Here is a 26,843-nt window from a genome sequence, read left to right as displayed (position 1 = left end):
ATACTCGAACGAATTATTTGTCAATAAAATAAATATATTTAATTTGTTGACACATTAAAAGTATCATGTTATATTTGATTCACAGGAACAAGATTTCCTGAAAATTCTAAATAAAAGGAAGGATGCAAAATGTTTAATGGCAAAGAAATCTTTATTACACCGTAACTGGGAGGAACTATACTATGACGGAGAAGTGGATTATTTCGATGAAAGAGATGTTTCATTAGATATGAAGCAAGGGACTAATGATTGTATTAAATACATAGAAGAAGAATCTGATTATGATATCCTATGGTACAAAAATGAAGCACAAAAGAAATATTATCGTGAACCATATAATCCAAAGCAAGTTGCAGAAATTTATTAAAAATAAATATAATTATTTTATTATATGGAGGAATTATGACAAATCACAATGAGTTAGATATTTGTCCTCACTGCGAAGAGATATATCAGTTTTGCGAGTGCGAAACCGAAGACTCAGTTGCAGAGGGGTTAGGTTTTATTGTGGATGATGAGGGAAGATGGGTATATGATAGCAGATTACATTATTAATTATAGGAGGTAAAATTATTGACTGAACTTCACAAGCCCGTATACATACCGTCTATTGAGGGTAGTGACATATACAACCATATGTTCAGGGGTAGAGAATTAGATTTAAAATACATAGGAATGATTCCATCAAGTTTAGAACTGAATAAATTAATAAGTATCGGATTTAAAACAACAACTAAAAAAACTAACGGAAAATTACTATCTAACGACATCATTAATGTGAAGTTTAGGCAGAAAGTTGATTCAGGAAAACAGGTAATCAAGAAATTAGAGACTAAAATAGCAAAGTTAGAGGACAAACATGAATACTGTGAGAAGTTAAATAACTTCATTGAACTGATTCGGTCAGAATCCGACCTGCAAAAATGGGACGGGGTTTCACAATCAGAACTTAGAAATAAACTATATACAGAAGGCTTCGTATTAAATGGTGTTAAATATGTGGTATATAAGCGATCAAGTGCTAAGTCACGAGTTGGCCAATGCTTGTTTATTAAAGAGAGATTTTATGAACCAATGATTAAATGGAGTCGTATGGGAATTGAGTTTCGAGACGATAACATTGATATCGACTTTCCCTCCCTACTCGCCTATGAGAGTCTTGTGGGATCATCGCTTGAAGATACCGTACAGATAGACCCCAATAACATATTAATAATTGATGACGTAAATAGTACTTTTAAAAGGATATCAAATGTAGTCAGGACTGGTTCTGATGGTTACCTAGACAGTTTCCTTGAAGAGTCCTTGATTACAAATAGTTTGTTTGATGGGGAATCTCTACTAGAATCTAATTATTTTCCTGAAGGAAAATCAATGATGTTACTTCGAAACCACATGTTTAAAAGTGCGGCCTTTAATTGTAATATACAAAAGTTTTTAAGGCAGCATTGTCCTCCAGAAGTCAATTATGATGAGTGGGAACTCACCAACATGTATTCAGAAAAAATCTTGGCAAAAGATGTTCACTTAATTACTACACCAAGTAGCCTTAAAGCTTTGAAATTTAGTCACCTTAAGGGCTCAGAAAAGAGCATGTGGAACTATTGGAAGAAAATTGTGGCAAAAGATAACTGTGTGTTCGGTGTTTGCAAAAGTGAAAAGAAGTCAAAACGAGGATATGACGATGCTGGCAGAGTTTTGCAACAAACTAGTTACCAAATGCTAAATTCATTGCCTATGACTAAAGAAGACATAAAGAACTTTACTTCTTTTGAAAAAGAATACATAAACAGGTTAAAAAATGAGGATAGTTTTTTTATTTCATACTTAGAGCAGACTAAAAATGACATGAATACAAATGAGATGTTTGTTGACCTCTACAATACCAACCAGGATATAGTTAAAACAAAATTATTTAAAAACTTTCGAAAAAAGACCATTTCATCTTATGTTACACACGTCAAAAATGGTAAGGTACGTTTAAATGGTGACTACTGTGTGATGCTGGGCAATCCTATAGAGTTCTTGTATCACGCAATTGGGAAACTAGATACTGAAGATCCGAAGGCAGTTGATCTCAAGGATAATGAAGTTTATACAACCTTGTTTGAGGAAACTGAACTAAGTGGTTTTAGAAACCCCCATACAAGTCCAAACAACGTTTTGCTAGTTAAAAACAAGAAGAGTCAGTACATAGATAACTATCTTAACTTGACAGACAATATTGTTTGCGTAAATGCTATTAATTTTCCTTTACAGGATATCCTTTCAGGAAGTGATTATGATAGTGATACAGTCCTTCTCATAAAAGACAAACACTTACTGAAATTAACTAAAAGAGTTTTTGGAAAATATAATGTTTGTATAAATCAGGTCTCAAGTAGCAAAAGAAAATACAAGGTAAGCAATAAAGATATGGCAATCATTGATAACGAATTATCAAATAGTCAAAAATATATCGGTCGTACCGTGAATATTGGTCAACTCTGTATGTCTCGGTATTGGGATATGCTGAACAAGGGACTTTCTGAAGAAGAGATTTCGGGACTTATAAAGAAAATTGATGTGGTCACTGTACTATCAGGTATATGTATTGATCTTGCTAAAAAAATGTTCGATATTGATATCAATAAAGAGATAGACCGTATTTCAAAGACCAAGGAATTACTTAAAAAGAAGCCACTATTCTGGAAGTATGTTAGTCAATCTAATGAAATAGTCACTACAATGTACGATTGTCCGATGGACTTTCTGTTTAAGGAAATGACCATGTTAAACTACGCTGATCCAATCGAGGAGGTTCCATTTTACGATTTATTGGCTCCAGGAGAAACTAAAAAGAGTAACAGGCGACAAGAAATAAAAATTCTGAGTTACGTTGAAACAATGGTTACAAAGATAAATAATACATATTCAAGTAATTTATCGGAAGAGGAACGAGATCGAAAAATTGATGATATCATAAAGTATTACAGATTTTACATCGATAAAATTCAAATAAGTGAACCTACGATGCACTCGCTCTTGGTTAAAATTTCGAAAAACAAGAAAGATAAAATTGCATCAAGGTTGTTAAATACGCTCTATACTTCTCATAAAGACTTATTTTTACGCTGTTTTCGGCAAAAATTGCACACTTTTTAAATAAACATATGCAAATAAACCATATAAAATAAGGTTTTTTTGGAGATCCGAAAGGTCTCCATATGATAGGGGGTAAAATCTCTATCAAAACTACTAATAAAATTTAAAGGGAGAATATAAAAACATGAACAAGAAGGAACTAATCATTGCGACAGCCGCACAAACTGATTTTCAAAAAAAGGATGTAGAACTTGCAGTTGATGCAGTTTTTGAACAAATTACAAATGCACTGGTAAAAGGCGAGGAAGTAAATATTCCTGGTTTCGGTAAATTTTCAGTTAAAGAGAAAGCTGCTCGCACTGCAAGAAATCCTCAAACCAATGAAGCAATTAAGGTCCCGGCTAAAAAGGCTCCTTCTTTCAAATTTGCCAAAGCAATAAAAGATGTTGTTAAAGGCTAATAATATAAACATATATAAATCAAATATAGGAAACGCATGGTGGGGTATACTCCCACCCTCCTAGCTTTAGGAGGGATATTATTCTTTTATCAGATGTTTCAGGTTTTTCTAATGGTAGCAAAAAAATAGTATTAGTACAATGTGACTATTGCGGAAGCGTACAAGAAAAGATGTATTCCCAATACTTATTGTATGGAAGAAAAGAAATCCTTAACAAAGACAATTGTAAGTCATGCTTAAAATTGAAAGAGTTGGAGATTAGACTCTTACAGTTATTTATTCCCGATAAAGAAAAGTATTTAAAACACATGATTGAGAACAGGCGTTCCGATCTCTGCGGTATTTATTCCATAACAAATATAAACAACAATAAAAAGTATGTTGGTTCTTCTAAAAATGTATTTAAAAGATGGCAGGGACATCTAATTGATCTTGAAAACAATACACATCATTCAAAAGAATTAAATAACGACTATCTAATTGATGGCCCTGAGGCTTTTAAATGGGAACTACTGTATATACATAACAAAGAAAATTCAGTTGAATTAACAGATATAGAGTATGAATACATAAGAAAGTATAAGTGTTATGACATTCGATACGGATACAATATTGTATACAAGACTAAGGACGACATAGCGAAATGCTCTAATTGCAAAGAAAGAAAATTCGATAATTCGAATAAACTCAATGAGAAACAGGTAGTCGAAATAATTAAATTGTTGGCACATGGCCACCCTAACATTTACTTGGCTAATAAATTTAATGTTAATGAATCAACAATTAGTGATATTAAATGTGGGAGGACTTGGAGACACATTGATACGCCAGAACGCCAAGCCATTCTTTCTATTAATGACAACCTTAAAGGGCAAAATAATAGTTGTTCAAAACTAAAGGATGATCAAGTAAAAGAAATAAAACTCCTTTTATATGAAAATAAGGAAACGATGACATCGATTGCAAAGAATTATAATGTAACTAGAACAACAATAGGGCACATAAAAAGTGGAAAGTTATGGAGCCACATAACAATCTGACATAATGCTGTAAACAATCAATAAAAGTAATTTTATTTAGAAAAATATACATATAGACTTAATCAAAGAGGTATGGTCTCAAATAGACGATGCCTCCTCCCCATTCTACCGATGAGAGGTATCCCTTATGCCATTACCCAAAGATAATATGCTTTTTGGTTTTGCTCCTATTCTAACAACTGAGCAACGTTCTTACGTTGATAGCATTTTCGATAATCAGGTTACCATTGTTAATGCTTGCGCAGGAAGTGGCAAAACAACATTGGCAGTTGCTTGTGCGAAAGTCTTAAAAAGAGATTTAATATACATCTTCTCCCCTGTAGAAGAGAATGTTTTAGGATATACACCTGGTGATGTATTCGAAAAGGAAGAAAAATATACGGTCCCATTGAAAGATGCTTTGATGAAAATAAACGAAGATCCTTCAACGGCAATTGTTTCAGAAGATAACTTACAGAATGTGAAGAATGGCAAAGCGTGGGTTTATCCTATGTCTCACGTATTTGCTCGTGGAACTAATATTGAGGGTAACAAGCTTGTAATTGTGGACGAAGCACAGAACTTCACCCACGGGGAATTAAAGAAGATACTTACTCGAATCCATGATGATGTTATTGTCGTAATTATTGGCCATGACAAGCAATGTGATCTAGCAGATCCAACCATGAGTGGCTTTGTTCCTTATCTAGAGTTTCTAAAGGATGAACCATATGTTAATGTTTGCAAACTCTCGAAAAACTTTAGAGGAAGATTTGCCACCAAAGCTGATCAAATGGTTATTTAAACCAATATTAACTAATAGGGAGAAAATGATAATGGCAAAGAGCAAAACAACCGAGTCTTATAAAGGCGAATTCAATTACGAAACGATGGAATTAACGGAAGAAACCAAGGAAGGAATTTTTGTATATGACATCAAAGAAGCATTGAAGCGATTTGATGGCAAGAATCTTTCCTTTCAACTCGTAGAAGAAAATCCAGTGAAACCAAAGGAGTGATTGAATGACTCCTGAATTGAAACGCAAGTCCGAAGAAACAATTGAAGATTATCTTATTCGGCTTGGCAGTAATCTTGATGCTTACAATCTGACATGGACTACTGCTGCAGACTTGCTTAATAAAGAGTCTATGGAAGAATACACGGAAGCCAAGTGGAGAAAAGATTACAATGCATATCTTAAATGGAAACAATACATAGTTGAAAACATCGATAGTGATTTGGCACAAGATATTAAAGATGCCACTATTGAACAACGTAAAGAGCGTATTAAACTACAAACTGAGAAAATTGAATATAATAAACTCCTTCGCGAGGTGGCAAGGGCCGAACTTCTAGAGGAAAAAATCATCGAATCAGTCAACAATCGCCCCACTATCTCTATCCCCAACATTTACATTAAACCTAACAATAGTAAAAGGGATTTTATCCTCCCCGTTTGTGATATTCACGATGGCGTAGAATTTGAATTAACTGGTTGGGAGGGCGAGGTTCTTAACGCTTACTCTCCTGAAATTATGGAAAAGCGCATGTGGAACCTTCTGGAACAGTTTGTGAATGTTAATGATCAGTACAGAATCAACCATGTTACCCTGCCAAATCTAGGTGATAGTGTTGATGGTATCCTTCGTATGAGCCAATTGATGAGTCTTAAACTTGGTGTCACTGATTCCGCTATTCATTTTGCTGAATTTATGAGCCAATGGCTTAACGAACTTTCGAAATATTGTATGGTTGACTACTATTCTATTTTCGGTAATCACGATCAAATGCGGATGTTATCCGGTAAACGTGATGAATTCCCCCATGAGAATGCACAGAAATGGATTACAACGTTAATCAATGCTAATCTTCGTGGAAACAAGAATGTGACTGTGGCTAACTGTAATGAATTCATGTATCTAGATGTTTTAGGAACAAAGATTTTAGGTGTCCACGGTGAGAACGAAAAGAACCTGGAGAATAGTATCAAGGACTATGTTCTGACTTACGGCAAACCAGTAGATATTTTATTGTCAGGTCACTTACACCATTCACATGAAAAGACAATCGGCATGAACGGTATGAAAGATATTGAATACATTCAGTGTCCGTCTGTAATAGGCATAGATGATTACTCACTTAAATTAAAGAAAACCTCTAATGCTGGCGCTAAAATTATGATTATTGAAGAAGGTAAGGGTAGAACTATTACCCACAATATTAAATTAAAATAATACATATGGTAAGCATAGAGTTTTTATGCCGCTGCCTTCAATAAGGAGGCGCTTATTGTGACAGAAGATGAATATTTTGCATCTGAACCACCAGAGGAACAAGATCTCCCCTCCTCATTCTTGTCGGATGAGGATTTACCAGGAGAAACCAATGTTCTAGTTATTCCGAATTATAAACCAAATGTAGATTTAATATTGGATAATTATGTAGAGTATTGCGCAAAAGCCAAAACTAAAGATGAATTAAAGCAATGTCTTTTTGCACTGTGGGATCAAGCAACAGCGCATGGTGCATTATCTGAACGATTAGATAAGTTACAGTGTGATGTTGAAATGCTGCAAATCGATTTGATGAATATGAATGGCTATCAGATTGAATATGTTGATGATGACGAAATTGAATAAAGTACAAAGAATTTATTGGGCGATTGAACTAATCGTCTTTTTTGTTGTTTGTATTTTTAGTAAGAGGGGATTCCTGCCACAAGGAATCTTAAACAGGTACCTACTCCCTTCCTACCCTCTTACTTCAATAATTATGGGAGTAGACTGGAAGGTGAAACGATGAAAAGATTGGGAGCAAAACAAACTAGGCCTACAAAACTTTGTACTAAATGCAAAAAGGAACTAAGTTTAAATCAGTTTTATAATAACAATAATCCAATGTCGGATGGAAAATCACCTATTTGCAAAAAATGCATTACAGAACTGATTGATTATACAGATATTAGAACAATTTACTCAACACTCAGAGCAATGGATTTACCTTTTATAGTCGATTTATGGAACGGTTGTGTTAATCGTGGAGGCAATATTTTTGGTAATTACATGCGCCAAATAAACTCATTACCGAATCATAAGGGATCGACATGGGAAGATAGTGTGTTTGAAGAACAAGTGATAGATGATCAGATAAGTGGGGAAATCTCCCCAATCAGTGCTCAGACAATAGTGGTCACCCAGGAACTCATTGATAAATGGGGTAACTATCCTGCTGAGGAAATCATCCTTTTTGAAAAGAAATATCAACAGTTAAAAGTTAATTACCCTGAAAGAACAGCAATGCACATTGAGGCACTTCAGATATATGTTCGGTACCGTGTTAAAGAGGAACTGGCTACTCAAAAAGGGGCATCCAAAGAAGCTGAAAGTTGGGGAAAACTTGCAAAAGAAGCCGCAACAGCTGCAAAAATTAACCCTTCCCAACTTTCTAAATCAGATCTATCAGATGGATTAGACAGTTTTTCGCAATTAACCAGAAACGTTGAACAAGCGGTTGATATAATCGAAATACTGCCTAGATTTAAAGAAAAGCCGCAAGACAAAGTGGATTTTACGATTTGGTGTTATGCGAACTATGTGCGCGATTTAAAAGGTCTTCCACCAGTTGATTATAAAGAAATTTATCACTTCTACGAAGAACGCAAAAAAGAATATGAGAGACATATAGAGGACGAAGATAATGTCTTCCTATAAAAACTTTCAAAGTAATAGTGCAAAGCATACAAAAAATCGATCAGACCAAAGAGATCCGGATTTTAATAACAATATCCAAATGGTATCTGATTTACAGGTGGACAGTTTTACTAAAAATCTTCACAAATATAAGGACTTTGTAAGTTGGTGCCGATGGAATCCAGATCTTTGGTATGACTTGATTACTCCTGAAACTGGTGGCATAAGACTTGATTTAGATCAGCGTATCTTTTTAAGATGTATTGCAAGATTTATTTCTACATATGGAGTTTTTCCTCGGGGCTATGGTAAGACGCTAATCGAGGTAATGGGAATGGTTCATGCAGCGATCTTCTATCCAGATATTGAAATATCAATGACAGCCCAAACATTACAAAATGCGAGCAGCATTTTTGAAGATAAGTGGAGAGAGTTGACGAGATTCTATCCTTTGCTTAAAAACGAGGTTTCGGGTAATCCTTCTTTTACTAAGGATAGCGCTGAAGTTAATTTTATCTCTGGAGGAAGAATTGATATTCTTGCTAATGCACAGAGCAGTAAGGGACAGAGAAGAAAAAGACTTCAGATTGAGGAATCTGCCTTGCTGAATAATGCATTATTTGAGGACTGTTTAGAGCCAATCCCTAACGTTCCAAGAAGAACCATCGGGAAAGAAGCGATGATAAATCCCGAAGAGCTCAATGGGCAAATTAATTTTTTTACAACATCGGGATTTAGAGGATCGGATGAGTTTGAAAGAAATCTAAGAATGATTGACGAAATGGCAGAACTGAAAGGGAAGATTGTGCTAGGTTCTGATTGGCAACTTGCTGTCAACTATGGTCGTGGGGAACCCAAGTCGGCAATCTTAGATAAGAAAGCAAAATTAAGTCCCACATTTTTTGCGATGAACTATGAAAGTAAATGGGTTAACAATATAGCCCCTTACGATGGCGACATCGTAAGTAAACTCAGTGAACCTGTACTTGCAGGGTGTGCTTCAATATTGAAGTGCTATCGGTGGAAATCTAAACTATTATTTGGCTAACTCTTTGATGAGGTGCAAGAAAATAAAGTGGTCAATTGAATCTGTTGATGAATTCGTCAAAAGCAATAGCAGCAGTATATTACTAAGCAGTACATATATAAGTACCAAGAAAAAGTTATTATTTTTATGTAACTGTGGCAATAAATTTCTTACGACTTTTGAAAAGTTCAAGGATAGAAATAAAAGAAAGTGTAATAAATGTAGCTATGCTATTGAAGCAATAAGAAATTCTTTTTCTTATGAAGAAATAAAGCAATATATTAAAACTAACAGCGACTGCGAATTACTGAGCAAGGAGTACATCAGAGGCGATGCGCCATTGAGTCTGAGATGTCATTGTGGTCGTATTTTTAAAACTACTTTTTATTATTTTAAAAAGAATAACTCCAAATGTTGCAATTATTGTGGGAATCTTTTTTCGCGTGGGGAAAAAGTCGTTGAAGAATATCTCAAATCAATAAACTTAAGATATGAATCCCAATTTAAGTTTGATGAACTACGGGCAGATAATGGGAAGCATAGATTGCGCTTTGATTTTGCGGTATTTAATAATGATAATTCCATTAGATTTCTTATTGAGTATGATGGAAAACAACATTTTCAGGCAGTTGAATATTTTGGCGGACACAAATCTCTTCTTCAGACAAGAAGAAACGACAGAAAAAAAGAGAATTTTTGCAAAAGTAAAAATATACCTCTGGTGAGAATTCCGTATAGTTACAATAATGAGCAAGTTGAAGAATACATAAATAATATAGTTAGCCAAACTATAGCATGACAATACCGAGCCAAGCCATTCGATTGTTAATTCGATTTGGAAGGTGTAACGACTATTCCGTAAGGAAGTAGGTTTACGGTGAAAGTCCGTATTCCGAAGCGCTGAGCATCCAATAACTTAGTTGGATGATGATATAGTCTAGTCCCCATATAAATATGTCGAAAGACAGGGTATAAACGCGGAGCCTCAGATGGCGCAATAGTAAACATTAACAAGGTTATTGATTTAAGGACTCTCAATACGCCGGAATTTAAAAGTGATGGCAAGTCCGAATACATTCTTTCTGTTGACGTTGCTCGATCATCCTCACAAAACAATAACCAAACCTCCATTTCCGTTCTAAAACTTAAGAGAAATAAAGATGGAAAAATATTGAGAATTTGTTTGGTCAACCTCATAAATCTCCCTAATGGATTAAACTTTACTGCTCAAGCAATTGAAGTTAAGCGATTAAAACAAATATATAATGCCCTTGCAGTTATTGTTGACGTAAATGGTGTCGGCGCAGGCTTAAAAGATGAATTACTAAAAGATACTGTTGATCCCATAACAGGAGACAGTTTGGGATGTTGGGATACTATAAATACTGATGATGAACCAGAATCTAGTGATTCGGAAAAGATCGTTTATGCCCTTACTTCTCAAGGTATCAACCATGATATAATAGTTAATTTCATAGATATGGTAGAGAGTAATAAACTACAACTTCTGGTCAAGAACACGGACAATAACTATGATATTAACGACAAAGAACATGTAAAAAGAATCTATCCTCACACTCAAACGGATTTATTACTCGAAGAAATTGCTAACCTGAAACTTAAACAACTATCGAGTGGAAAATACACAGTTGAACAGTTAACGAAGCGTGTAGATAAGGATAGATACAGTTCTTTAAGTATGGGTCTATGGTACATAAAAAATTTTATGGACAGAGTAAAAGAAAAACCTCAAATAAACCCATATGACTTCCTGCTAATGAGAAAACCCAACATTTATTTTAAACGGTAAGGTGGTGATAATTTGAGTGATATACAGTCACAGCAGGAGATAGATGGTAAGCAACTAAAAAATCAGATGTTGGAGACCTTCAAGAAAATTGCTTTGATTAATCTAAATCAAGAAAATGCTTCAAGTCGTGTAGTTGGTCACTACACTAAAGAAGAAATAAAAAAATACTTAAGCAATTTATCGAACTTAGAGAGTCAAAAGAAATTAAGGAAAATTAGTAGGCAGCTTTACTATACCTCGTCTCAATATAGGCGCTTAATTAACTACTACTCCACCCTATTCAACCTTGATTATGTAGTTGAAGGTTATGGAAACAATCCCGAAAAGATCAATATTGATAAATACAGAGAGTCTTATTTCAAACACGTAGACTATATTGAAAAGATGAATATTAAACATGAATTTACAAAGGCAAGGTTAATTGCCTATAGAGATGGTATATTTTTCGGGTATGCAAGAGTCAGCAAGGATGGATTCTTTATTCAGGAAATAAACCCCGATTACTGCAGACTCTCCTTTATAGATCCCTCGACAGGATTATTGGGTTATTCTTTCGATTTTTCAACTATCAATAATTCGACAAATAAAATAGAGATGTATCCTGAAGAGTTTCAAAAGATGTACAAGAAGTTTCAGGATGGCAAGATGCAATCAAATCTCCAAAAGATTCAATCTCCATTCGCCATATGCCTAAAAACAAATTGCGATACATATGCTATTCCCCCATTCGTTTCTCTATTCGAAGATTTATTGGATATTGCTGATTTCAAAGCATTAAATAAAAATAATGAGGAAATTGGTAATTATAAATTACTCTTTCAGAAGATACCTATCAAAACGGATAAGGATGCATCTGCAAACTCATTCTTGATTGACAAAGACTTTGCACAAGTATTTCATGACAACATCGAAGCAAATCTCCCCCCTCAAGTTGGCTTAATGACTTCCCCAATGGATATCGAAGCCATTAACTTTGATCGTGATGCAGTTGACAAGAATAAAGTTGGCCAAGCAACTAGTCAATATTGGAACGAAGCTGGTGTATCGGAACTATTGTTTGGTTCAAGTGCGAATACTAGCACAGGTTTAAAATCCTCTATTATTGCCGATGAGTCGGATGCGTACCTTCTGATCAAAGATATTGAAAGATGGATTAACGAACATTTGAAGCATACTCATGATAGTTCTCACAAATTTAGAGTGAGAATTCTAAAAACCACAGAGCATAATGTGAACAGTTACCGAGATGCAAGGCTTAAAGAAGCTCAATTTGGTATGCCAGTTAAAAATGAAATTATGGCTACTACAGGAGCACAGCCGAGTTCTATCTATCTCAACGCATTTTTGGAGAATGAAGTTCTGCAGCTTACAGATAAGTTGATACCACTTAAGTCTTCACATATTGGCGATACAAACAACGATGAGGGCGGAGCTCCAGAGAAGGACGAAAGTGATTTAACTGATAAGGGAATGCAAACAAAGAATCTTGGTAGTAATGAATCCGAGTAAGGAGTCATATAAGGATGGAATATGGGTAAACCGAAAAAACAAAAGTGGACTGAGGAAGAAAAAGATATTCTTGTTAGAATGTACGGAAAGTTTCCATTAGAACATATTGCCCAACAACTACCCCTATGGAATATCTCTTCTATAAAGACTAAGATTCGCAAGATGAAATTAAATAAAAAAATCTATGTTGATAACTCTTCCCTGCCAGATCTCTTTAAATCTTATAAAGATGTTTTGAACGGCAATCAAATTAAACTCTATTGTGTAGGAATTAAAAGAGAACATCTAATCTTGCTGTTTAAATACTATTTAAGTAAAAACAGTATTCAGACGGATAGAAACTTTTGGATTAATTCTATAATAGGCAGTGTTCTTGAAAAAGCAGGTTTAAAGCAAAGAGTAAAAAAATCATTTAAGGGCTATTATGATTTCATCTCTTGCTGCTATCCGAAATATAAATTTAAAGAGTGGGAATTCAGATGGTTAAATGTTAGCGATGGGTTTTGGGACGACCAGGCCAATAGGATTTCCGCCATTAAATTTGGAATACAAAAGATGTTGTCTGATGGGATTATTAAAAATGAAATTGAAGCATTATCCATATCCAGCTTTCACTTCGAAAAATACTTTCATCAAACACTTATTACTTATCGTGGTTATGGATTTCTATATGAATACTTTAACTTCAATAAAATTAATATTGAAGGTTATGACCGTAGGTATTGTGAGGGTATATTGTTTTCAAGTAAAGAAGAAAAGGACGTATATCTTTTTCTTAAAAATTACTTCCCAAATATAAGAAAATGTAATAGTACAGATAAATTGTATAATTATGATTTCAACGAAAACTATATACCTGATTTTATCGCAGATGATATAGTCATCGAATATTATGGGATGTATAAAAGTAAAAATAATAATATTCATGATATCTATAAAACTTATAAAGAGAAGACATTGAGAAAGCATAGGTTTTATGAGAAATCAAATTATAGATATCTCCCAATATTTAAAGAAGATATGAAGAAAAATGGACATAAATTACTATCAAAAATAATTAGAATTAAAGGAGGTGATAATTTAAATGTCATTTAGAGTAAACACCTCATTTCCTATCGCTTTTGAGAAAGTTAATAATTATCATGACAGCAGATTTACATTTGTAAAAATATACCTTTGCCACGTTGGAGAGAATTTAAACAACAGTTATTTTTCAAAAGAAGTACTCACTAGAATGTCCGATTCTCTAGGACTTATACCTATTCTTGGCTATATATCTAGCGATAATTATAACGGAGACGACTTTAATGGGCATGAGTCTAGAATTATCATTGAAGAAAATGGAATCAAATATGAATATATTGGAAGACCATATGGTGTTATTCTAGAAAATCATAATGCTAGATTTGAAAATAAGTTATGTGATGATGGAGTAACAAGAGAGTTTCTTGTTTGCGATGGTGCCTTGTGGAATAAGTTCACTGATTGTGTTGATATCTTTAATAGAGACGGTGTCAAATCGCAGTCAATGGAACTGGAGCCATCATCAATAAAAGGAGAATACAAAGAAGATAGACTATTTCACTTTAGTCAAGCTAGAGTTGAAGGTGCCTGCATTCTTGGAGAAGGAGTCATTCCAGCTATGACAGGAAGTACTATTGAGAAGTATTCTCTAAACAAAAATTCTATCATCAATGAGTTTTCAAAAATGATGCTTGAACTAAAGTTTTCTTTAACAAAATCAACCTCTTTTGAGGATGATATAAATAACAAAGATACACAAGGAGGAAATAAAGTGGATAAAATCCTTGAAATGCTTGCTCGTTATAGTGTAACCCTTGATGAATTGCAGGCAAAAGGTATTAACCACGAAGACTTCTCTCTTGAAGAACTAGAAGAAAAAGTTAAGTCGGAGTTTGCACAAACAAATGAAGATATTAAATCGGATGATACCGATGAGGATAAACAAACTTTTGCACTAACTGGTTCCCAATTGTTTGAGGAAGTTGCTCGTGAAATTAATACATTTGGAAATGTAGATTTTTATGGTTACGAGTATCCGAGATATGCTCTCGTAGATGTAGATACTGAGAATGGAAAAGTAATCACTCAAGACTACGAAAATTGGTATTTAGTGGGCTTTGATTACAGCATGTCTGGTGACCAAGTAAATATTGACAAAGAGTCCGCCAAAAGATTTAAGGTAAGTTATTCACCAATGGAACTAGAATCTGAAGAGAACTTTTCTACTGAACTATTCAAGAAATTTGCCGAGGAAATTAAGACTAAAGCAGAAGAAAAAATTACTGCTGATTTCCAGGTTAAGTTGGCTGAGAAAGATAATGAACTCTCTGATCAGTCTCAAAAATATAGTGAACTTCAAGAACAGTTTGCTCAAGTGTCTGAGAAGTATGCAGCAAAGATTCAAGAAGAACGAGAGACTAAAGAAGCAGAATTGTTTTCGTCCTTCTCTGCAGAACTAACAGATGAGGAAATGAAAGAAGTAAAAGAGAAAAAGTCAGATTATTCTCTTGATGAACTTCAAGACAAACTTTTTGCTTTGGTTGGTAAAAAGAAAGCCAAGTTTAGTTTAGAGAAACCAGCAGTCATCGACTTAAATACGGATGAAACCAAGAAGAAAAAGCCTGGAAAGTCTTACGATGTTTTATTTGAACAAGAGTAATACATTTTTCAACACACTAATAGTGTGTTTTTTATTTTGCTTAAAATCTAAGGAGGATTATATTAATGGCTATTCGCACAGATAAATTGCAAGCAGTTTATGCAGGCAATATTGAAACAGTTGTTTTTACTAAGGATGTTCAAAACGGTGAGATTTGTGTTCTTGGAAATCAGGCAGGTCGGGAAGCTGTTCAAGCAGCAACTCCTACTGATGTAACCACTGAGGAAATCCTAATCGTTGCTTCACCAGAGATTGTTTATGATCAGTTGAAAGATGATCTTCTTGACTTTGTAAATAAGGCTGGAAGTATGGCTCGCGCCTATCATTTTACAGTGGGAGACATTATTACAGTTACTGATGATGTAATCGATGGAACCTCTGTAGTTAATCAATATCTTGTACCAAAGAACGGAAGTTCGAAACTTACTCCTGCTGCAGACCTGTCTGGAGGAACTCGATTTGCCGCTAAAGTAATTGAAAAAGGCAAACTTTATGGACAACCAGCAACTGCTTTCAGAGTATTGACAGTTTAAAACAATTATTATTCTAGGAGGATACATATAATTATGGAACGCAATATTATTATTGATCTAGCCACAGATCTGGCAAAAGGATCTATTACTAACTATTCTGCTGAAGAGGCTAATGAAAAACTACGTGAAGCCCTAAATAAACTAACAGGTACTGACGGTAAATTCGATGCAAAGAAATTCCGGCGAAACAAAAATGAAGTCTTTGAAATTTTGGAAGAAGTTGTCGATGCTCGTGTTGAAGAAGGTATTAAGAATCAATTTGATCAATTCGTTGATTATCGCAGTGTAGCATTTGGTGATAAACTTCAATTCCGTCCAGAAACGGACGAACTCTTTGAAGTTGCTAAAATTGCTGGTGGTACCAACAATCTTCGTCGTCAGCGCATCCATCAATATGAAACTTATCAAATCGATACTGAATGGAATGGTGTTAAAATCTATGAAGAACTAGAGCGATTCCTATCTGGTCGAATTGACTGGGTAAAATTGATTGATAGAGTTGAGCGCTCTTTTCAGACTGAAATTACTAACGATATTTTCACAGCTATTAAAGCAGCATACAACGGCCTGACTTCCCCTTACAAGGTAACTGGAGCATGGGATGTCGATGAGTTTAATGAGCTGGTAGAACACGTACGGGCTCAAACAGGTATGACACCAATGGTCATTGGTACTCGCCTGGCTGTTCAAAAAGCAATTCCATTGTATGTTTCCGGCGACATGAAAGATCAGCGAAACAAAGACGGGTACTTTAAAATGATTGACGGAATTACTTTTGGTATCATTCCTCAAGCACATAAAATTGGCACTAATGAGTTTGCTATTGATAACAACTTCTTACTTGTACTTCCTAACGGTAATGAAAAGATTGTAAAATTTGTAATGGAAGGCGAAGCAATGATTAAAGAGGTTCTTGGTCAAGAAAATGCTGACGATACGCAAGAATATACCCTTCGCAAGAAGTATGGTGTAGGAGTTGAACGTGCCGCCCATTACGGAGTTTACATTCTCGTATAATTTTAAATAAACATAATAAAACGAAGGGGTTTATGACCCCTTCTTAATCTTTTTGAAGGGAGTAGAGTATTTTGGCAAGATCCATGAGTAATAAAAACGATTCCAAGCAGGAGCAAACTAATAAGCAAGAAACGAAACAGCCAGAAAGAAAGGTCAAGAAAAAGCTAGACGAAAACATGCTTGTGCCTATCGTCAGTAATGTTGATGGTACATTGATTTACAAAGGTGGACGTTCAGGGCAAGTATGGAAGTTTACTCAATACGGCGATGAAGATGTTATGGAACTAAGTGAACTTCGGGCTATGCTTTCCTCTAATCGAGCATTTCTTGAAAAGGGTTGGCTTAAAGTTCTCGATGATGAAGTAATTGAATATCTCAACCTTCAACGTTTTCAGAAGAATGTTATTGATCGTGATGATATCGATTATATCCTTACACAAGATCCTGAACAAATCAAGCAATCCATTAAAGAATCAAGCACCAACACAAAAGCACTTATTTTCAGTTTCGCAAGAGATAAGTTCCTGCAAGGTGAATTAACAGATTATCATACAATTACAGCAATTGAAGAAGGTTTAGGTCAACCACTAAACCCCACAAAATAAGGGGTGTTGTAAGTGACTTCATTTGATGCCATATACGATGTGTTTTTAAGTCAAATTTCTGATCCTGCTTTTATGGAGCAAGATAGTGATGATCAATTAAAGCATAGGTATTTGCTCAATAGCATTCCAAGGTTCAGAAAGTGTAAGAAAGACCTTTCAAAAAGGGATGATTACGGATTCTCCGAAGAACTTACTGATGAAGAGGTTCTTATTTTGGGAACTTTGATGGTTGTTGAATATCTTAATCCATTAATCATTTCAATTGAAAACCTTAAACAATATTTATCTACAAGGGATTTCTCCATGACCTCACAAGCTGCACATCTAAGGGAATTACGAGAACTAAGAGAAATAAAAAGAAAAGACTCAGAGAAATTAATACTGGACTATACATATAACAATAGTGATCTAAGGAAATTAAGATGAGTTACAAGGACAAATACCTGAGACGAGACACATTTTATGGTGACAATATTAGAGAAATTAGAATCCAGGAAACGAAACGTAAACTTGCTCACCTGATGTATGATGTACCCAATTACTTCCGCGTAGAAAAATATGATTCTAAGAAATTGATTGATATTATTATTACAGATGACAGCGACAATCAAGAATTGAAAGGATTTATAGCAAAAATTGATGAAGATCTTTTTGATGGTGACTCATTTTATTGGAATGGTCAATTATGGATGGTTACTCATTATGATGAAATGGGTGAAATCTATAAGAGTGGCAAATTAAGACTCTCCCCTTCTACATTAAAGTGGATCGATGAGTCTGGGACGATTTTTGAATATCCTTTTGCATTTTTGACAGATAATCTATCTAATTTCGGAGTCGCTGAAGGTAGGGTAATATCACTTCTAAATGATCGAAGAAACATTACTATTAAATCAACAGCAGATACCCAATCCTTATCTGTCGGTCAACGGTTCATCTTCGATGAAGCTGCCTGGAAGGTCATATCAATTAATCGCCTAAATCCACTTGTTGAACTTGTTCTTGAATCCGACACAATAGATCCTAATAAAGACAATATGGAGCTTCGAATTGCTAATTATGTTAAACCAAATTACGAAATAATTCTTAATCAAACAAGCATTTCATTAACTATTGGCGAGACATTTCAGCTTAATCCGACCGTTACAAACAATGGAGAACCCATCCCCTCCCCCACCCTGTCATATACTTCTTCAAATTCTGATGTCTGCAGCGTAGATGAAAGTGGATTAGTAACTGCTTTGTCAGATGATACAGCAACTATATCAATTGGCTACATGGATGTCTCAGTGGATATTGATGTGATTGTCGAAACTTCCCCATCCAATAACTACTCAGTTGTAATAAATGGCGATGATGCAATTTATAAATCCCGAACCAAAACCTATTCCTGTATATTTTATGATAATGGGCAACCAGTTTCGTTGAATGGAACATTCAGCATTACTGATGTTAATGGTAACTCAACGACAATGGCAGTCATCGTATCTCAAGGAAATAATGTCTGCACTGTTCGAGGTGATGCAATCGGTACCGTGTTACTGGTCGTTACCGATTCAACTGGCTCAATAACCAACAATAAGAAAATTGTAATTAAATCTGCTTTATAAGGAGGCGAAGCAGTTGACGAGATTAGGGAATCTGGGTACTGATAAGACGACCATTATGTATCGAATAGCTGATTCTGCCGACCTTTGTAAAGCTCTGTACTACACTGAATCCAATTTTCTCGATCAGCCTGATATTGCCGACACTGGTGAACTCTTTTATAACAATATCTTCCCCTTTAGTCGTATTCCTTTATTGGCTGAAACAGGTAAAACCTATCTTACTATGGCCTTCAGGGATTATAAGAAAGTAAATAATTGTTTTAAAAGCGGATATATCTATTTTCATGCATTCACACATGCGAAACTGATAAGAACTGATCACGGCTTTCTTCGATACGACTTTATTGTTTCTGAGATTGATAAGTTAATAAACAACCAAAGAGGGATAGGCATAGGAAAAACAGAGTTTTATAAAATGGATGAGTACTATGTTAACGATCAGTATATGGGCATGTACATTGCCTATAAGTTGTGGGAGTTTGACTAGATGAATATCGATATTAGTGATGTTCAATTAAAAACATTAGCCAACATACCCTATGATTACAGTGGTATCCCTATCAGACCAAAAACAATCAGTGAAATCGTAGCATCATACAAAGATTATAATGAGAGTTTGAGTTTAATTGGGCTCACAACTAAAGATGTGTTCCCCAATATTGCAGAAGCAGATCCGAATGCCTATCTATTGGAAAAGTCACTGGTCGAAGTCTTATTGATTACGCGAAATTTTGACTTCCTTTTAAGTTATCTTTCAGCATTTGAGTATTTTATTGGCACCAGCATAGAGTTATTAACAGACGGAAATGCTTTGAAGATAAATGGTGCTCTCTTTGAATACGAAGAGTTAAATCATATCGCCACCATCTTGAAAATACAAAATTGTGTTATAAGCAAAGACGATGATGACTTTAATCCATTAAATGATAGGGCGAGGAAGTTAAGAGAGAAGATTCTACAGAGACAGAAGAAATTAAAAGAGATTAAGGGTTCAGATGCTGAAAACCAATTGACCTTTCAAGATCTAATATCAATTCTGGCTTCCAATGGAAATGGTATCAGCATTATCAATATATTCTCATTAAACTATTACCAATTCAATGATCAGTTCAATCGAATGAAGATGATAGATGAATACAATGTCAGTATACAAGCACTAATACATGGTGCTGATTCTAAGGATGTTCAACTTAAGCACTGGATTTCTAAGATGAGTTATTAGTCTCATCTTTTTTTGTTTTTGATTATACTTATATTTGGAGGAATTAACTTATGCGTTATGGCTCACGAGAAATTATGGATGTTGTTCTAAAAGATCCTGTTACACTTGAACCTAAAGTTTATCTCGAATCTTTAACAACAAGCTCTATGGAAGTTGCTGGTGCAACCGTGTATGCTCGCGGTGGTAAAGGACATCCAAAACTTATTGGATGGGATTCCGAGAAAGATATCACTATGAACATGGAAGATGCTTTGATTTCTAAAGAATCTCTTGGAGTTCTGACTGGTTCTAAGTTTACTGCTGGTGCTAAACCAGTTCACAAAAAGGAAGTACTAACTGTTGTTGATGATGCAGGTGATTTGATTGTAACTCTCTCAAAGCCTGTAGCAAGTGGAAAGCCAACTTTCTTCTTCAAGACTGATGATGGTACTTCTATTGGAGAAAAGTTAACCGGAACTGCTTCGGGTAATGAAGTTGTGTTTACGGGTACCGGAGTTGCTGCTGGAGACCTTATTATTGCTGACTACTACTATGAGAGTGCAGCATCTGCTAAAAGCATGACCATTTCCTCTGACGTATTTCCTGGAACTTATTTGTTAGAAGGTACTACCATGTGGAGAAATGAACAAGGATATGATGTGGAAGCTCTTTACACAATTCCAAAACTCAAAATCCTCCCTGGATTTACTATTAATATGGCTTCAAGTGGAGATCCACAACCATTCACTTTCACAGCCGAGGTACTTAAAGACTCCAAGTCTACAGCAATGGTTATCATCGATGTTCTAGAAGAGGACTAATTAAATAAAAATAGAGAGACAAGTGTTTTACTGCTTGTCTCTTTTTAGTTCAGTAGGACATTTTATAGAGCACTCTTTTAAAAAGCATGCTGTTGCAAATGTCTTAAATGATTATAAGGGAGATTACTAAAATGACAAAAAAACTTTCTGTTGCAGCCATCAATAAAGCCAATAAGTCACTTGAAATTAAGAAAAAAATTACTGTACTTGGTGAGTATGAGGTTCAAATTGATCAAACGTTTAAAGAATCTAAAATTGATAAGGTGATCTTTGATTATCTGAGTTTGTTTGAGGAAGTAAGTAGAAATGGAAAAGTCGATGAAGACTTTATTCGTGGAACAGGTGCGATTCTTCACACATTGATTCTACGCGAATTCTCAGATGTTCCGATGATTCCAAAGCAAAGAGAACTTGACAAGATTATCCAGGTCGCTACAACTCTTTATGATACCGGAATAATGGAAGAAGTAATGTCCAACTTTGATGAACTAGAGCTCAAGAAAATTTACAGCAAACTAGAAAATACCAGTAAACGTGCTGGTGAAATTCTTGGTGAATTTGCCCTCTCTTCTTCCCTAGCAGAAAGGAGCAATGAAGATGACAACAGCAAAGAACATGAAGGAACTGGAGAAGTTGATCCAACAGAAGATCAGTAAGGCCCTTCAGCAAAATGTTGCTCCTACAGTAAAACGTGTCATGAAAGAAAAGATTGAAGAAGTAGTTTACAGTGTCTATGATCCGACTATGTACGAACGAGATAAAGAACATGGTGGTTTGCTTGATGAGGACAATATGAAGGTAACAATGCTGAACGATACCACTCTCTCAGTTGAGAATGTCAGATCAGATGATGGTCGAAATGTTGCTGAAATCGTGGAGACGGGAGAAGGTTACGAGTTTGAGTTCCCTTATAATGGCATCCCACGACCATTCACTGAGGCTACCAGAGAAGAACTAAGAAGCACCAATGAACATACATATGCTTTTTACCAAGGATTGAAACGGCAAGGATTAGATGTAAAGATTAAATAAAAGAGTTATTTTATCAATACATAAATATAATTATTAAGGAATTGATTTCATGAGTGAAATTGCTGAGAAATTACCTCCCGTGACTCAGGAGGAGTACGATAAATTTCATGAGTTTAATAAAGAAATACTCTCAGAATTTTTAATGCAGGGTCATTTATCTCCGCACACGTTGAAGCAATATGAGTCTGCCCTAAAGATATTTTTCAGATTCGTATATGAAAAGTGTAAGAACCTTCCTTTGCACGAATTAAAGCCTAAACATGCCCTTCTATATCAAAATTATCTCATTGCTCGTGGTATGGCTTCTAACGCTGTAAAACTTAAGCGTTCCGCTGTATCTTCGCTTTGTGGGTACATGGAGATTTATTATGCTGACGAATATCCTCTATTTAGAAACATCTACAACAAAAAGATCCCAAATCCTCCGAAACAGGTTGTTCACGAAAAGAAACCTTTAACCCCTGATGAAATTGAGCATCTTATCTCCACTCTTGAAGATCAGAACGAGTGGCAAATGGCTGCTTACGTTCGATTTAGCTATATATCAGGCTGTAGACGCGCTGAATCTGTTCAGTTGTTAAAAGAAGTAGTTACTTACGATAAGGTTAAAGACCAAAAGTCTGGCGTTGAAAAGAACTATTATTTAACCAACCCCATTCGCTGTAAAGGTCGCGGAGCTGTAGGTAAGATCCGCAAACTACAGTTCGATGAAACCGCAAAGACTGCTATTCAAAAATGGCTGGATTACCGAGGCGAGGATGACTGTCCTTTTGTATTCGTACAAAAGACTAAAGACGGTAAAGTTTCGCAGTTAAACCCAGGAACATTCAACTACTGGTGCAGTGAAATATTCAGCGACATCGTTGGCCGCAGGGTTCACCCCCATCAACTTAGGTCTTCCCGTGCCACCAACTTGGCTATCTACGAAGAGAAAAATGTAGAAGGAATAAAGAGTTTGTTAGGTCATGAGAGTTCTGAAACAACCATGATTTATATCGTTAAAGAAAACGAAGATGAAGTTGACGATCTATTTTAAAGAAATCCATGTTTTATCAAGTTTTTCCGTTAAAAAAACCCTTATAAATAAAGGGGTTTATTTTTTATCCTCACTATTTTTGGAGGTGATTGCAACATGTTCTACTGTCCTAATTTTCGCCTCACTCATATAAAAAATATTATTAAGGAGTGACAAGTAAGAAATGATTAGCATTGGAATTAGAAGTGATATAGGCATTTCAACTGCCAATCAGGAAATTCTACCTGTAATTGATGCAGGGTGGACTTACCCTAGAGGAAAATATTATGAGTTTTCTTTTCTGAATACTCAACCTTGCACAGTGATAGTTAATGGTAAGGATAAAAATGTGCTCGATGCTGACCAGGGATTTCAAATTGACGACAATGATGCTGTGATTAAATCTGTGGTAATTGTTGAGTCTGGAATCAACTATAAGTGGCATGGCAAATATGGGGCGTGACATAGATGAGCGATAGATTATTCCCTAACGAACTTAGAAATCCAAAGAATAATGCCGATCTGTCAGCCAAAATTTCAAAACAAGAACGTTGGATTGAACAAAGAAAAAAAGAGATCATAAATGTGGTCGATTTTGGAGCAATTGGCGATGGGCAAACGGATTGCACACAGGCATTTATAGATGCCATGAACTTAGCAAATTTTAATGCCCAAGTTTATGTCCCTTCTGGTACATTTATTATTAAAGATACAGTTGAGGTCAAAACTAAACGCATCTTTGGTGATGGACCTTACATAAATACAGATACTCCAGGCACTCTAATTAAATTTGTTCCCACTGAATTTACAGACCTTAAAGGTGCTTTTAAAATCGATAAAGGCGGCGATAGCATTGTCGTTGAAAATCTCAGTGTTATTGGAGATATTAATTATACGACTTCGCGGCTAGTTGAGGACGGATTTATAGATAAAGCCATGTTTGAACAAAGTCGGTATGAAATGTTCGCTCCTGGCTGTACTGCTTTTGATGTTACAGGAAAGTCTAAGCCTATTTTTCGTAACGTTCGAACAAAAAGAATTAAAGTTGGTCTACTACTAGATACTGATAATGGACATGTTTCCTCGTACGATTGTTCCTGGTCAGGTTTGATAGGTGTATACTGTAAAAAGAATGCTTGGGATTACTTCTTTCAAGGTGGAGGAATAAACGGTAATTTCTGTGGTATCTTATTAGGGACAACGTTATATACAGGATACTATGGAGGTATTGGGGTTAAGATGCAGAGAGTACATATGGGATTCTCTCCTTTTGGATTCTATCAGTGCATTGATAACCTAACACACTATAATCAAGCTCAGAACGTTGGTGGATTGATTGGAACTTTGGAAACCGTACGCTTTGAGTCTACAGGTGAAGCTGCAATTAAACTATTGCCAAAATCAAAAACCGATAATTTGAAGATAACTGGTTTTGGTATTGGTGTGAACTACAATAACAATTATGCTTTACCAGGTAACCTGCTCCCCTCAGCTGATCGTCAAAAGTATCTAGCATACTTTGGTACAATGGCACCGGAAATAGATATTCGATCAGGTGATGCTGGTGGTCTATTTAAAGCCAAGTTAGGATCGGCATATATTTATAATTTGGAGGGTATTGGTAAGAACGGTACAATCGAAGGACTTTTACCTGAAAATATAGTATGTGATAGTATAGGCTCTAATGTAAATCTCAATCTGTCTTTAGCAACACTGGAACAGAGCGCGAGAACTAAGGTTACAAATCCTTTTGGATATGGTCAAATTGCAGCAAATCCAGAAGAAGAGAAGAATTGGGTAATACAAAGTGGTTTAAGTATTTGGAAACTAACAGATTTAACCGAAGTTCCACCATTCAGCAAAGAAATGATTGACCTATTGGGGAAAAACATTCCAGTAATAAAGTTTGGAGGGGGAACTGCTGGCACTACTTACAATGTTCGGTTAAAACCAAACGGAACTGACCCGTTAACTATTGACGTTGATCGTCCGATTAATTTTGAGTTTTTTGTTTGCTCGCTTGGTCAAACCTCATTCCGTAGCAGTCTCACATTTAGCGGAGCTCCATCCATGTATGATCAAACTCGTTCATTAGTTCCTGGGACTTGGACTCGTATTGTGGGTAGACTTCGCAAACCATCTTCAAATAAATTAACTGGAATAAATATGGGTGTTCGTGGCGAAGGTGTGTATATTGCTGGAGCACAAATAACTTATGATGATTTAGGAAGTTACAGTCCGTATCCACATGTTTTCACAAATGATGCCATAGAAACAAAGGACGGATTAATTCTAACTGATACTGTAACCGGAGCAAGATATAAACTCACTATTGTTAACGGAACCATAACAACAGAGTCAATCAATTAGTAACAAGATCCACCAAAATACAAAGCCTCCTCCCTTTTAATAAATATAATTAATTTTGCATTAAAAATAGATTGCAAAAGCAATTATTTTCCTGATACAATATGTATACATATTAGGATTGGAGGAATAGTTTTGAAGAGGTATGTTGAATTGGATTCACTCAGAGGGATAGCAGCACTTAGTGTAATATTTAGCCACTTTGTATTCGTTATGTCTGAAATTCCAGGCTGGATACAGATGGCAAATATTACACCCCTAAGATTTTTAAAGGGAGGCCATGAAGCTGTAATATTTTTCTTTGTACTTAGTGGATTCGTACTGTCACTCCCCTTTTTAAATCAGAATAAATATAAATATTCTGGCTATATTACTTCAAGAATATTTAGAATCTATGTGCCATACATTTCGGTATTGATTTTATCATTGTTGCTATATTATGCTACATTCTCACCCTCAATGGTTAACAGCCATTGGTGGAGCACTCCTATAACCATAGGTGAATTCTTCCGTCAATTACTTCTGGTTCCAGAGTTCAATGACAGTGCAATTAATCCCGTAGTTTGGTCATTGACTCAAGAAATGAGAATATCAATTGTCTTTCCTCTAATAATATTGGCCGTTGTTAAATTTAGATGGTATATTAACATTTCTTTAGGGATCGTGCTGTCTGCCTTATCACTGGTATTAAATTATCTTTTTCCTAGCTCTTACTTAAATCCAATTTCAACAAACTACTTCTACACCTTGCATTATATCGGTATGTTTATTGTAGGATCACTGTTAGCCTTACACAAAGATAAAATTATAGACCTAATCAAATCTTCATCTAAAGTATCTAAATTTATATTGTTTTTTACAGGGATTATTTTTTATAGCTATAGCGGAGGCTTAGACAAGGTTCTGAAGAAGGTCTTTTCTCCCAATCAAAATTTGCCATGGATGAATCTGATCGCAGATTGGAGTATCACCATAGGAGTCGCATTAATAATAGTTAGCGCACTTTCAATGACCAAATTCTCCAGTTTCCTAAAACTCAAACCTCTAACTTTCCTAGGTGATATTTCTTATTCTTTGTATTTGGTACACGCCGTTATCTTACTTTCATTTATTCATTTGTTCCAAAACACTGTGTCATTATGGCAAATAGAATTATTAGTAATGGTTGTGGTAATTCCTCTGGCTTATCTTAGTTACTTATTTATTGAAATTCCATCTAAAAAACTTGGAAAGAAAATCTCGAATAAATTCAAAAAAGTCCAATTAGAACGTACCATTACACCATCTTCTAATAAGGCTAACATATCTTAATAAAACTATTCTTTCATCAAGTCCTCCCTCCCCTACCCATTAGTTCTTG

Annotated in this window: 29 protein-coding genes; all 29 read left to right on the top strand. The window is 35.3% G+C overall.

Going from position 1 to position 26,843, the window contains the following annotated elements:
• The first annotated feature begins 136 nt into the window (after positions 1-136).
• The 29 genes from AC0VZ8_RS13310 (at position 137) to AC0VZ8_RS13170 (ending at position 26,794) form a co-directional block, all read left to right on the top strand.
• Complete coding sequence (locus AC0VZ8_RS13310; RefSeq protein WP_475487140.1) at positions 137-367, top strand: hypothetical protein; 231 nt, start codon at positions 137-139, stop codon at positions 365-367.
• A gap of 206 nt (positions 368-573) precedes the next feature.
• On the top strand, positions 574-3,144 hold the full coding sequence (locus AC0VZ8_RS13305; protein WP_475487139.1) for a hypothetical protein: 2,571 nt from the start codon (positions 574-576) through the stop codon (positions 3,142-3,144).
• A gap of 124 nt (positions 3,145-3,268) precedes the next feature.
• A complete protein-coding gene (locus AC0VZ8_RS13300; RefSeq protein WP_475487138.1) occupies positions 3,269-3,544 on the top strand; it encodes an HU family DNA-binding protein in 276 nt (91 codons plus the stop codon).
• 170 nt (positions 3,545-3,714) lie between these two features.
• Positions 3,715-4,584: a GIY-YIG nuclease family protein gene (locus AC0VZ8_RS13295; RefSeq protein ID WP_475487137.1), complete on the top strand. Its 870-nt coding sequence runs from the start codon at positions 3,715-3,717 to the stop codon at positions 4,582-4,584.
• A 127-nt stretch (positions 4,585-4,711) separates the two neighbouring features.
• Positions 4,712-5,368, top strand: a complete 657-nt coding sequence (locus AC0VZ8_RS13290; RefSeq protein ID WP_475487136.1) for a PhoH family protein — start codon at positions 4,712-4,714, stop codon at positions 5,366-5,368.
• Positions 5,369-5,399: 31 nt separating this feature from the next.
• A complete protein-coding gene (locus tag AC0VZ8_RS13285; protein WP_475487135.1) occupies positions 5,400-5,582 on the top strand; it encodes a YonK family protein in 183 nt (60 codons plus the stop codon).
• Positions 5,583-5,586: 4 nt separating this feature from the next.
• On the top strand, positions 5,587-6,798 hold the full coding sequence (locus tag AC0VZ8_RS13280; protein WP_475487134.1) for a hypothetical protein: 1,212 nt from the start codon (positions 5,587-5,589) through the stop codon (positions 6,796-6,798).
• A gap of 57 nt (positions 6,799-6,855) precedes the next feature.
• Positions 6,856-7,203: a hypothetical protein gene (locus tag AC0VZ8_RS13275; protein ID WP_475487133.1), complete on the top strand. Its 348-nt coding sequence runs from the start codon at positions 6,856-6,858 to the stop codon at positions 7,201-7,203.
• 159 nt (positions 7,204-7,362) lie between these two features.
• Positions 7,363-8,274: a hypothetical protein gene (locus AC0VZ8_RS13270; protein WP_475487132.1), complete on the top strand. Its 912-nt coding sequence runs from the start codon at positions 7,363-7,365 to the stop codon at positions 8,272-8,274.
• Positions 8,261-9,301 carry a hypothetical protein gene (locus AC0VZ8_RS13265; RefSeq protein WP_475487131.1) on the top strand — a complete coding sequence of 347 codons (1,041 nt, stop codon included), beginning with the start codon at positions 8,261-8,263 and terminating at the stop codon, positions 9,299-9,301. Before AC0VZ8_RS13270 ends, AC0VZ8_RS13265 begins: the two co-directional genes overlap by 14 nt.
• A complete protein-coding gene (locus AC0VZ8_RS13260) occupies positions 9,294-10,079 on the top strand; it encodes a DUF2726 domain-containing protein (RefSeq protein WP_475487130.1) in 786 nt (261 codons plus the stop codon). Before AC0VZ8_RS13265 ends, AC0VZ8_RS13260 begins: the two co-directional genes overlap by 8 nt.
• Positions 10,080-10,451: 372 nt before the next feature.
• Positions 10,452-11,090, top strand: a complete 639-nt coding sequence (locus tag AC0VZ8_RS13255; protein ID WP_475487129.1) for a hypothetical protein — start codon at positions 10,452-10,454, stop codon at positions 11,088-11,090.
• Between the two features lie 12 nt (positions 11,091-11,102).
• Positions 11,103-12,599, top strand: coding sequence for a hypothetical protein (locus tag AC0VZ8_RS13250; protein ID WP_475487128.1), 1,497 nt, complete (start codon positions 11,103-11,105; stop codon positions 12,597-12,599).
• A gap of 21 nt (positions 12,600-12,620) precedes the next feature.
• On the top strand, positions 12,621-13,694 hold the full coding sequence (locus AC0VZ8_RS13245; RefSeq protein WP_475487127.1) for a hypothetical protein: 1,074 nt from the start codon (positions 12,621-12,623) through the stop codon (positions 13,692-13,694).
• Entirely contained in the window at positions 13,684-15,282 is a 1,599-nt protein-coding gene (locus AC0VZ8_RS13240) for a hypothetical protein (protein ID WP_475487126.1), read from the top strand. The genes AC0VZ8_RS13245 and AC0VZ8_RS13240 overlap by 11 nt, the downstream gene beginning before the upstream one ends.
• 65 nt (positions 15,283-15,347) lie before the next feature.
• Positions 15,348-15,815, top strand: coding sequence for a hypothetical protein (locus AC0VZ8_RS13235; protein ID WP_475487125.1), 468 nt, complete (start codon positions 15,348-15,350; stop codon positions 15,813-15,815).
• Between the two features lie 33 nt (positions 15,816-15,848).
• The gene (locus AC0VZ8_RS13230) at positions 15,849-16,832 is read left to right on the top strand and encodes a hypothetical protein (RefSeq protein ID WP_475487124.1); all 984 of its coding nucleotides are present in this window, start codon (positions 15,849-15,851) and stop codon (positions 16,830-16,832) included.
• Positions 16,833-16,903: 71 nt separating this feature from the next.
• Positions 16,904-17,437, top strand: a complete 534-nt coding sequence (locus AC0VZ8_RS13225; protein WP_475487123.1) for a hypothetical protein — start codon at positions 16,904-16,906, stop codon at positions 17,435-17,437.
• Between the two features lie 12 nt (positions 17,438-17,449).
• On the top strand, positions 17,450-17,863 hold the full coding sequence (locus tag AC0VZ8_RS13220; RefSeq protein WP_475487122.1) for a hypothetical protein: 414 nt from the start codon (positions 17,450-17,452) through the stop codon (positions 17,861-17,863).
• Positions 17,860-19,047 (top strand): Ig-like domain-containing protein, encoded by a 1,188-nt coding sequence (locus tag AC0VZ8_RS13215; protein WP_475487121.1) that lies wholly within the window; start codon positions 17,860-17,862, stop codon positions 19,045-19,047. Before AC0VZ8_RS13220 ends, AC0VZ8_RS13215 begins: the two co-directional genes overlap by 4 nt.
• Positions 19,048-19,060: 13 nt before the next feature.
• Positions 19,061-19,534, top strand: a complete 474-nt coding sequence (locus AC0VZ8_RS13210) for a hypothetical protein (RefSeq protein WP_475487120.1) — start codon at positions 19,061-19,063, stop codon at positions 19,532-19,534.
• On the top strand, positions 19,535-20,269 hold the full coding sequence (locus AC0VZ8_RS13205; protein ID WP_475487119.1) for a hypothetical protein: 735 nt from the start codon (positions 19,535-19,537) through the stop codon (positions 20,267-20,269).
• A gap of 50 nt (positions 20,270-20,319) precedes the next feature.
• Positions 20,320-21,069, top strand: a complete 750-nt coding sequence (locus tag AC0VZ8_RS13200; protein ID WP_475487118.1) for a hypothetical protein — start codon at positions 20,320-20,322, stop codon at positions 21,067-21,069.
• Positions 21,070-21,200: 131 nt separating this feature from the next.
• Complete coding sequence (locus tag AC0VZ8_RS13195) at positions 21,201-21,725, top strand: hypothetical protein (protein ID WP_475487117.1); 525 nt, start codon at positions 21,201-21,203, stop codon at positions 21,723-21,725.
• The gene (locus AC0VZ8_RS13190; RefSeq protein ID WP_475487116.1) at positions 21,667-22,101 is read left to right on the top strand and encodes a hypothetical protein; all 435 of its coding nucleotides are present in this window, start codon (positions 21,667-21,669) and stop codon (positions 22,099-22,101) included. Before AC0VZ8_RS13195 ends, AC0VZ8_RS13190 begins: the two co-directional genes overlap by 59 nt.
• Positions 22,102-22,150: 49 nt before the next feature.
• Entirely contained in the window at positions 22,151-23,137 is a 987-nt protein-coding gene (locus AC0VZ8_RS13185) for a tyrosine-type recombinase/integrase (protein ID WP_475487115.1), read from the top strand.
• 163 nt (positions 23,138-23,300) lie between these two features.
• Entirely contained in the window at positions 23,301-23,579 is a 279-nt protein-coding gene (locus AC0VZ8_RS13180; protein WP_475487114.1) for a hypothetical protein, read from the top strand.
• Between the two features lie 5 nt (positions 23,580-23,584).
• Positions 23,585-25,486 (top strand): glycosyl hydrolase family 28-related protein, encoded by a 1,902-nt coding sequence (locus AC0VZ8_RS13175; protein ID WP_475487113.1) that lies wholly within the window; start codon positions 23,585-23,587, stop codon positions 25,484-25,486.
• A 132-nt stretch (positions 25,487-25,618) separates the two neighbouring features.
• Positions 25,619-26,794 (top strand): acyltransferase family protein, encoded by a 1,176-nt coding sequence (locus AC0VZ8_RS13170; protein ID WP_475487112.1) that lies wholly within the window; start codon positions 25,619-25,621, stop codon positions 26,792-26,794.
• Positions 26,795-26,843: the final 49 nt, after the last annotated feature.

The organism is Paenibacillus sp. QJM3NY_38 (assembly GCF_056173265.1).
Note: the sequence above shows the minus strand (reverse complement) of the source record. Positions and strands in the feature narration are given on the sequence as shown.

Excerpts from the sequence above, each read along its gene's own strand:
- AC0VZ8_RS13200 (WP_475487118.1), top strand. The coding sequence starts at position 20,320 with ATGCGTTATGGCTCACGAGAAATTATGGATGTTGTTCTAAAAGATCCT.
- AC0VZ8_RS13185 (WP_475487115.1), top strand. The coding sequence starts at position 22,151 with ATGAGTGAAATTGCTGAGAAATTACCTCCCGTGACTCAGGAGGAGTAC.
- AC0VZ8_RS13180 (WP_475487114.1), top strand. The coding sequence starts at position 23,301 with ATGATTAGCATTGGAATTAGAAGTGATATAGGCATTTCAACTGCCAAT.
- AC0VZ8_RS13235 (WP_475487125.1), top strand. The coding sequence starts at position 15,348 with ATGGCTATTCGCACAGATAAATTGCAAGCAGTTTATGCAGGCAATATT.
- AC0VZ8_RS13265 (WP_475487131.1), top strand. The coding sequence starts at position 8,261 with ATGTCTTCCTATAAAAACTTTCAAAGTAATAGTGCAAAGCATACAAAA.
- AC0VZ8_RS13270 (WP_475487132.1), top strand. The coding sequence starts at position 7,363 with ATGAAAAGATTGGGAGCAAAACAAACTAGGCCTACAAAACTTTGTACT.
- AC0VZ8_RS13195 (WP_475487117.1), top strand. The coding sequence starts at position 21,201 with ATGACAAAAAAACTTTCTGTTGCAGCCATCAATAAAGCCAATAAGTCA.
- AC0VZ8_RS13300 (WP_475487138.1), top strand. The coding sequence starts at position 3,269 with ATGAACAAGAAGGAACTAATCATTGCGACAGCCGCACAAACTGATTTT.
- AC0VZ8_RS13295 (WP_475487137.1), top strand. The coding sequence starts at position 3,715 with ATGTATTCCCAATACTTATTGTATGGAAGAAAAGAAATCCTTAACAAA.
- AC0VZ8_RS13205 (WP_475487119.1), top strand. The coding sequence starts at position 19,535 with ATGAATATCGATATTAGTGATGTTCAATTAAAAACATTAGCCAACATA.
- AC0VZ8_RS13215 (WP_475487121.1), top strand. The coding sequence starts at position 17,860 with ATGAGTTACAAGGACAAATACCTGAGACGAGACACATTTTATGGTGAC.
- AC0VZ8_RS13240 (WP_475487126.1), top strand. The coding sequence starts at position 13,684 with ATGTCATTTAGAGTAAACACCTCATTTCCTATCGCTTTTGAGAAAGTT.
- AC0VZ8_RS13310 (WP_475487140.1), top strand. The coding sequence starts at position 137 with ATGGCAAAGAAATCTTTATTACACCGTAACTGGGAGGAACTATACTAT.
- AC0VZ8_RS13290 (WP_475487136.1), top strand. The coding sequence starts at position 4,712 with ATGCCATTACCCAAAGATAATATGCTTTTTGGTTTTGCTCCTATTCTA.
- AC0VZ8_RS13245 (WP_475487127.1), top strand. The coding sequence starts at position 12,621 with ATGGGTAAACCGAAAAAACAAAAGTGGACTGAGGAAGAAAAAGATATT.
- AC0VZ8_RS13285 (WP_475487135.1), top strand. The coding sequence starts at position 5,400 with ATGGCAAAGAGCAAAACAACCGAGTCTTATAAAGGCGAATTCAATTAC.
- AC0VZ8_RS13175 (WP_475487113.1), top strand. The coding sequence starts at position 23,585 with ATGAGCGATAGATTATTCCCTAACGAACTTAGAAATCCAAAGAATAAT.
- AC0VZ8_RS13280 (WP_475487134.1), top strand. The coding sequence starts at position 5,587 with ATGACTCCTGAATTGAAACGCAAGTCCGAAGAAACAATTGAAGATTAT.
- AC0VZ8_RS13230 (WP_475487124.1), top strand. The coding sequence starts at position 15,849 with ATGGAACGCAATATTATTATTGATCTAGCCACAGATCTGGCAAAAGGA.
- AC0VZ8_RS13190 (WP_475487116.1), top strand. The coding sequence starts at position 21,667 with ATGACAACAGCAAAGAACATGAAGGAACTGGAGAAGTTGATCCAACAG.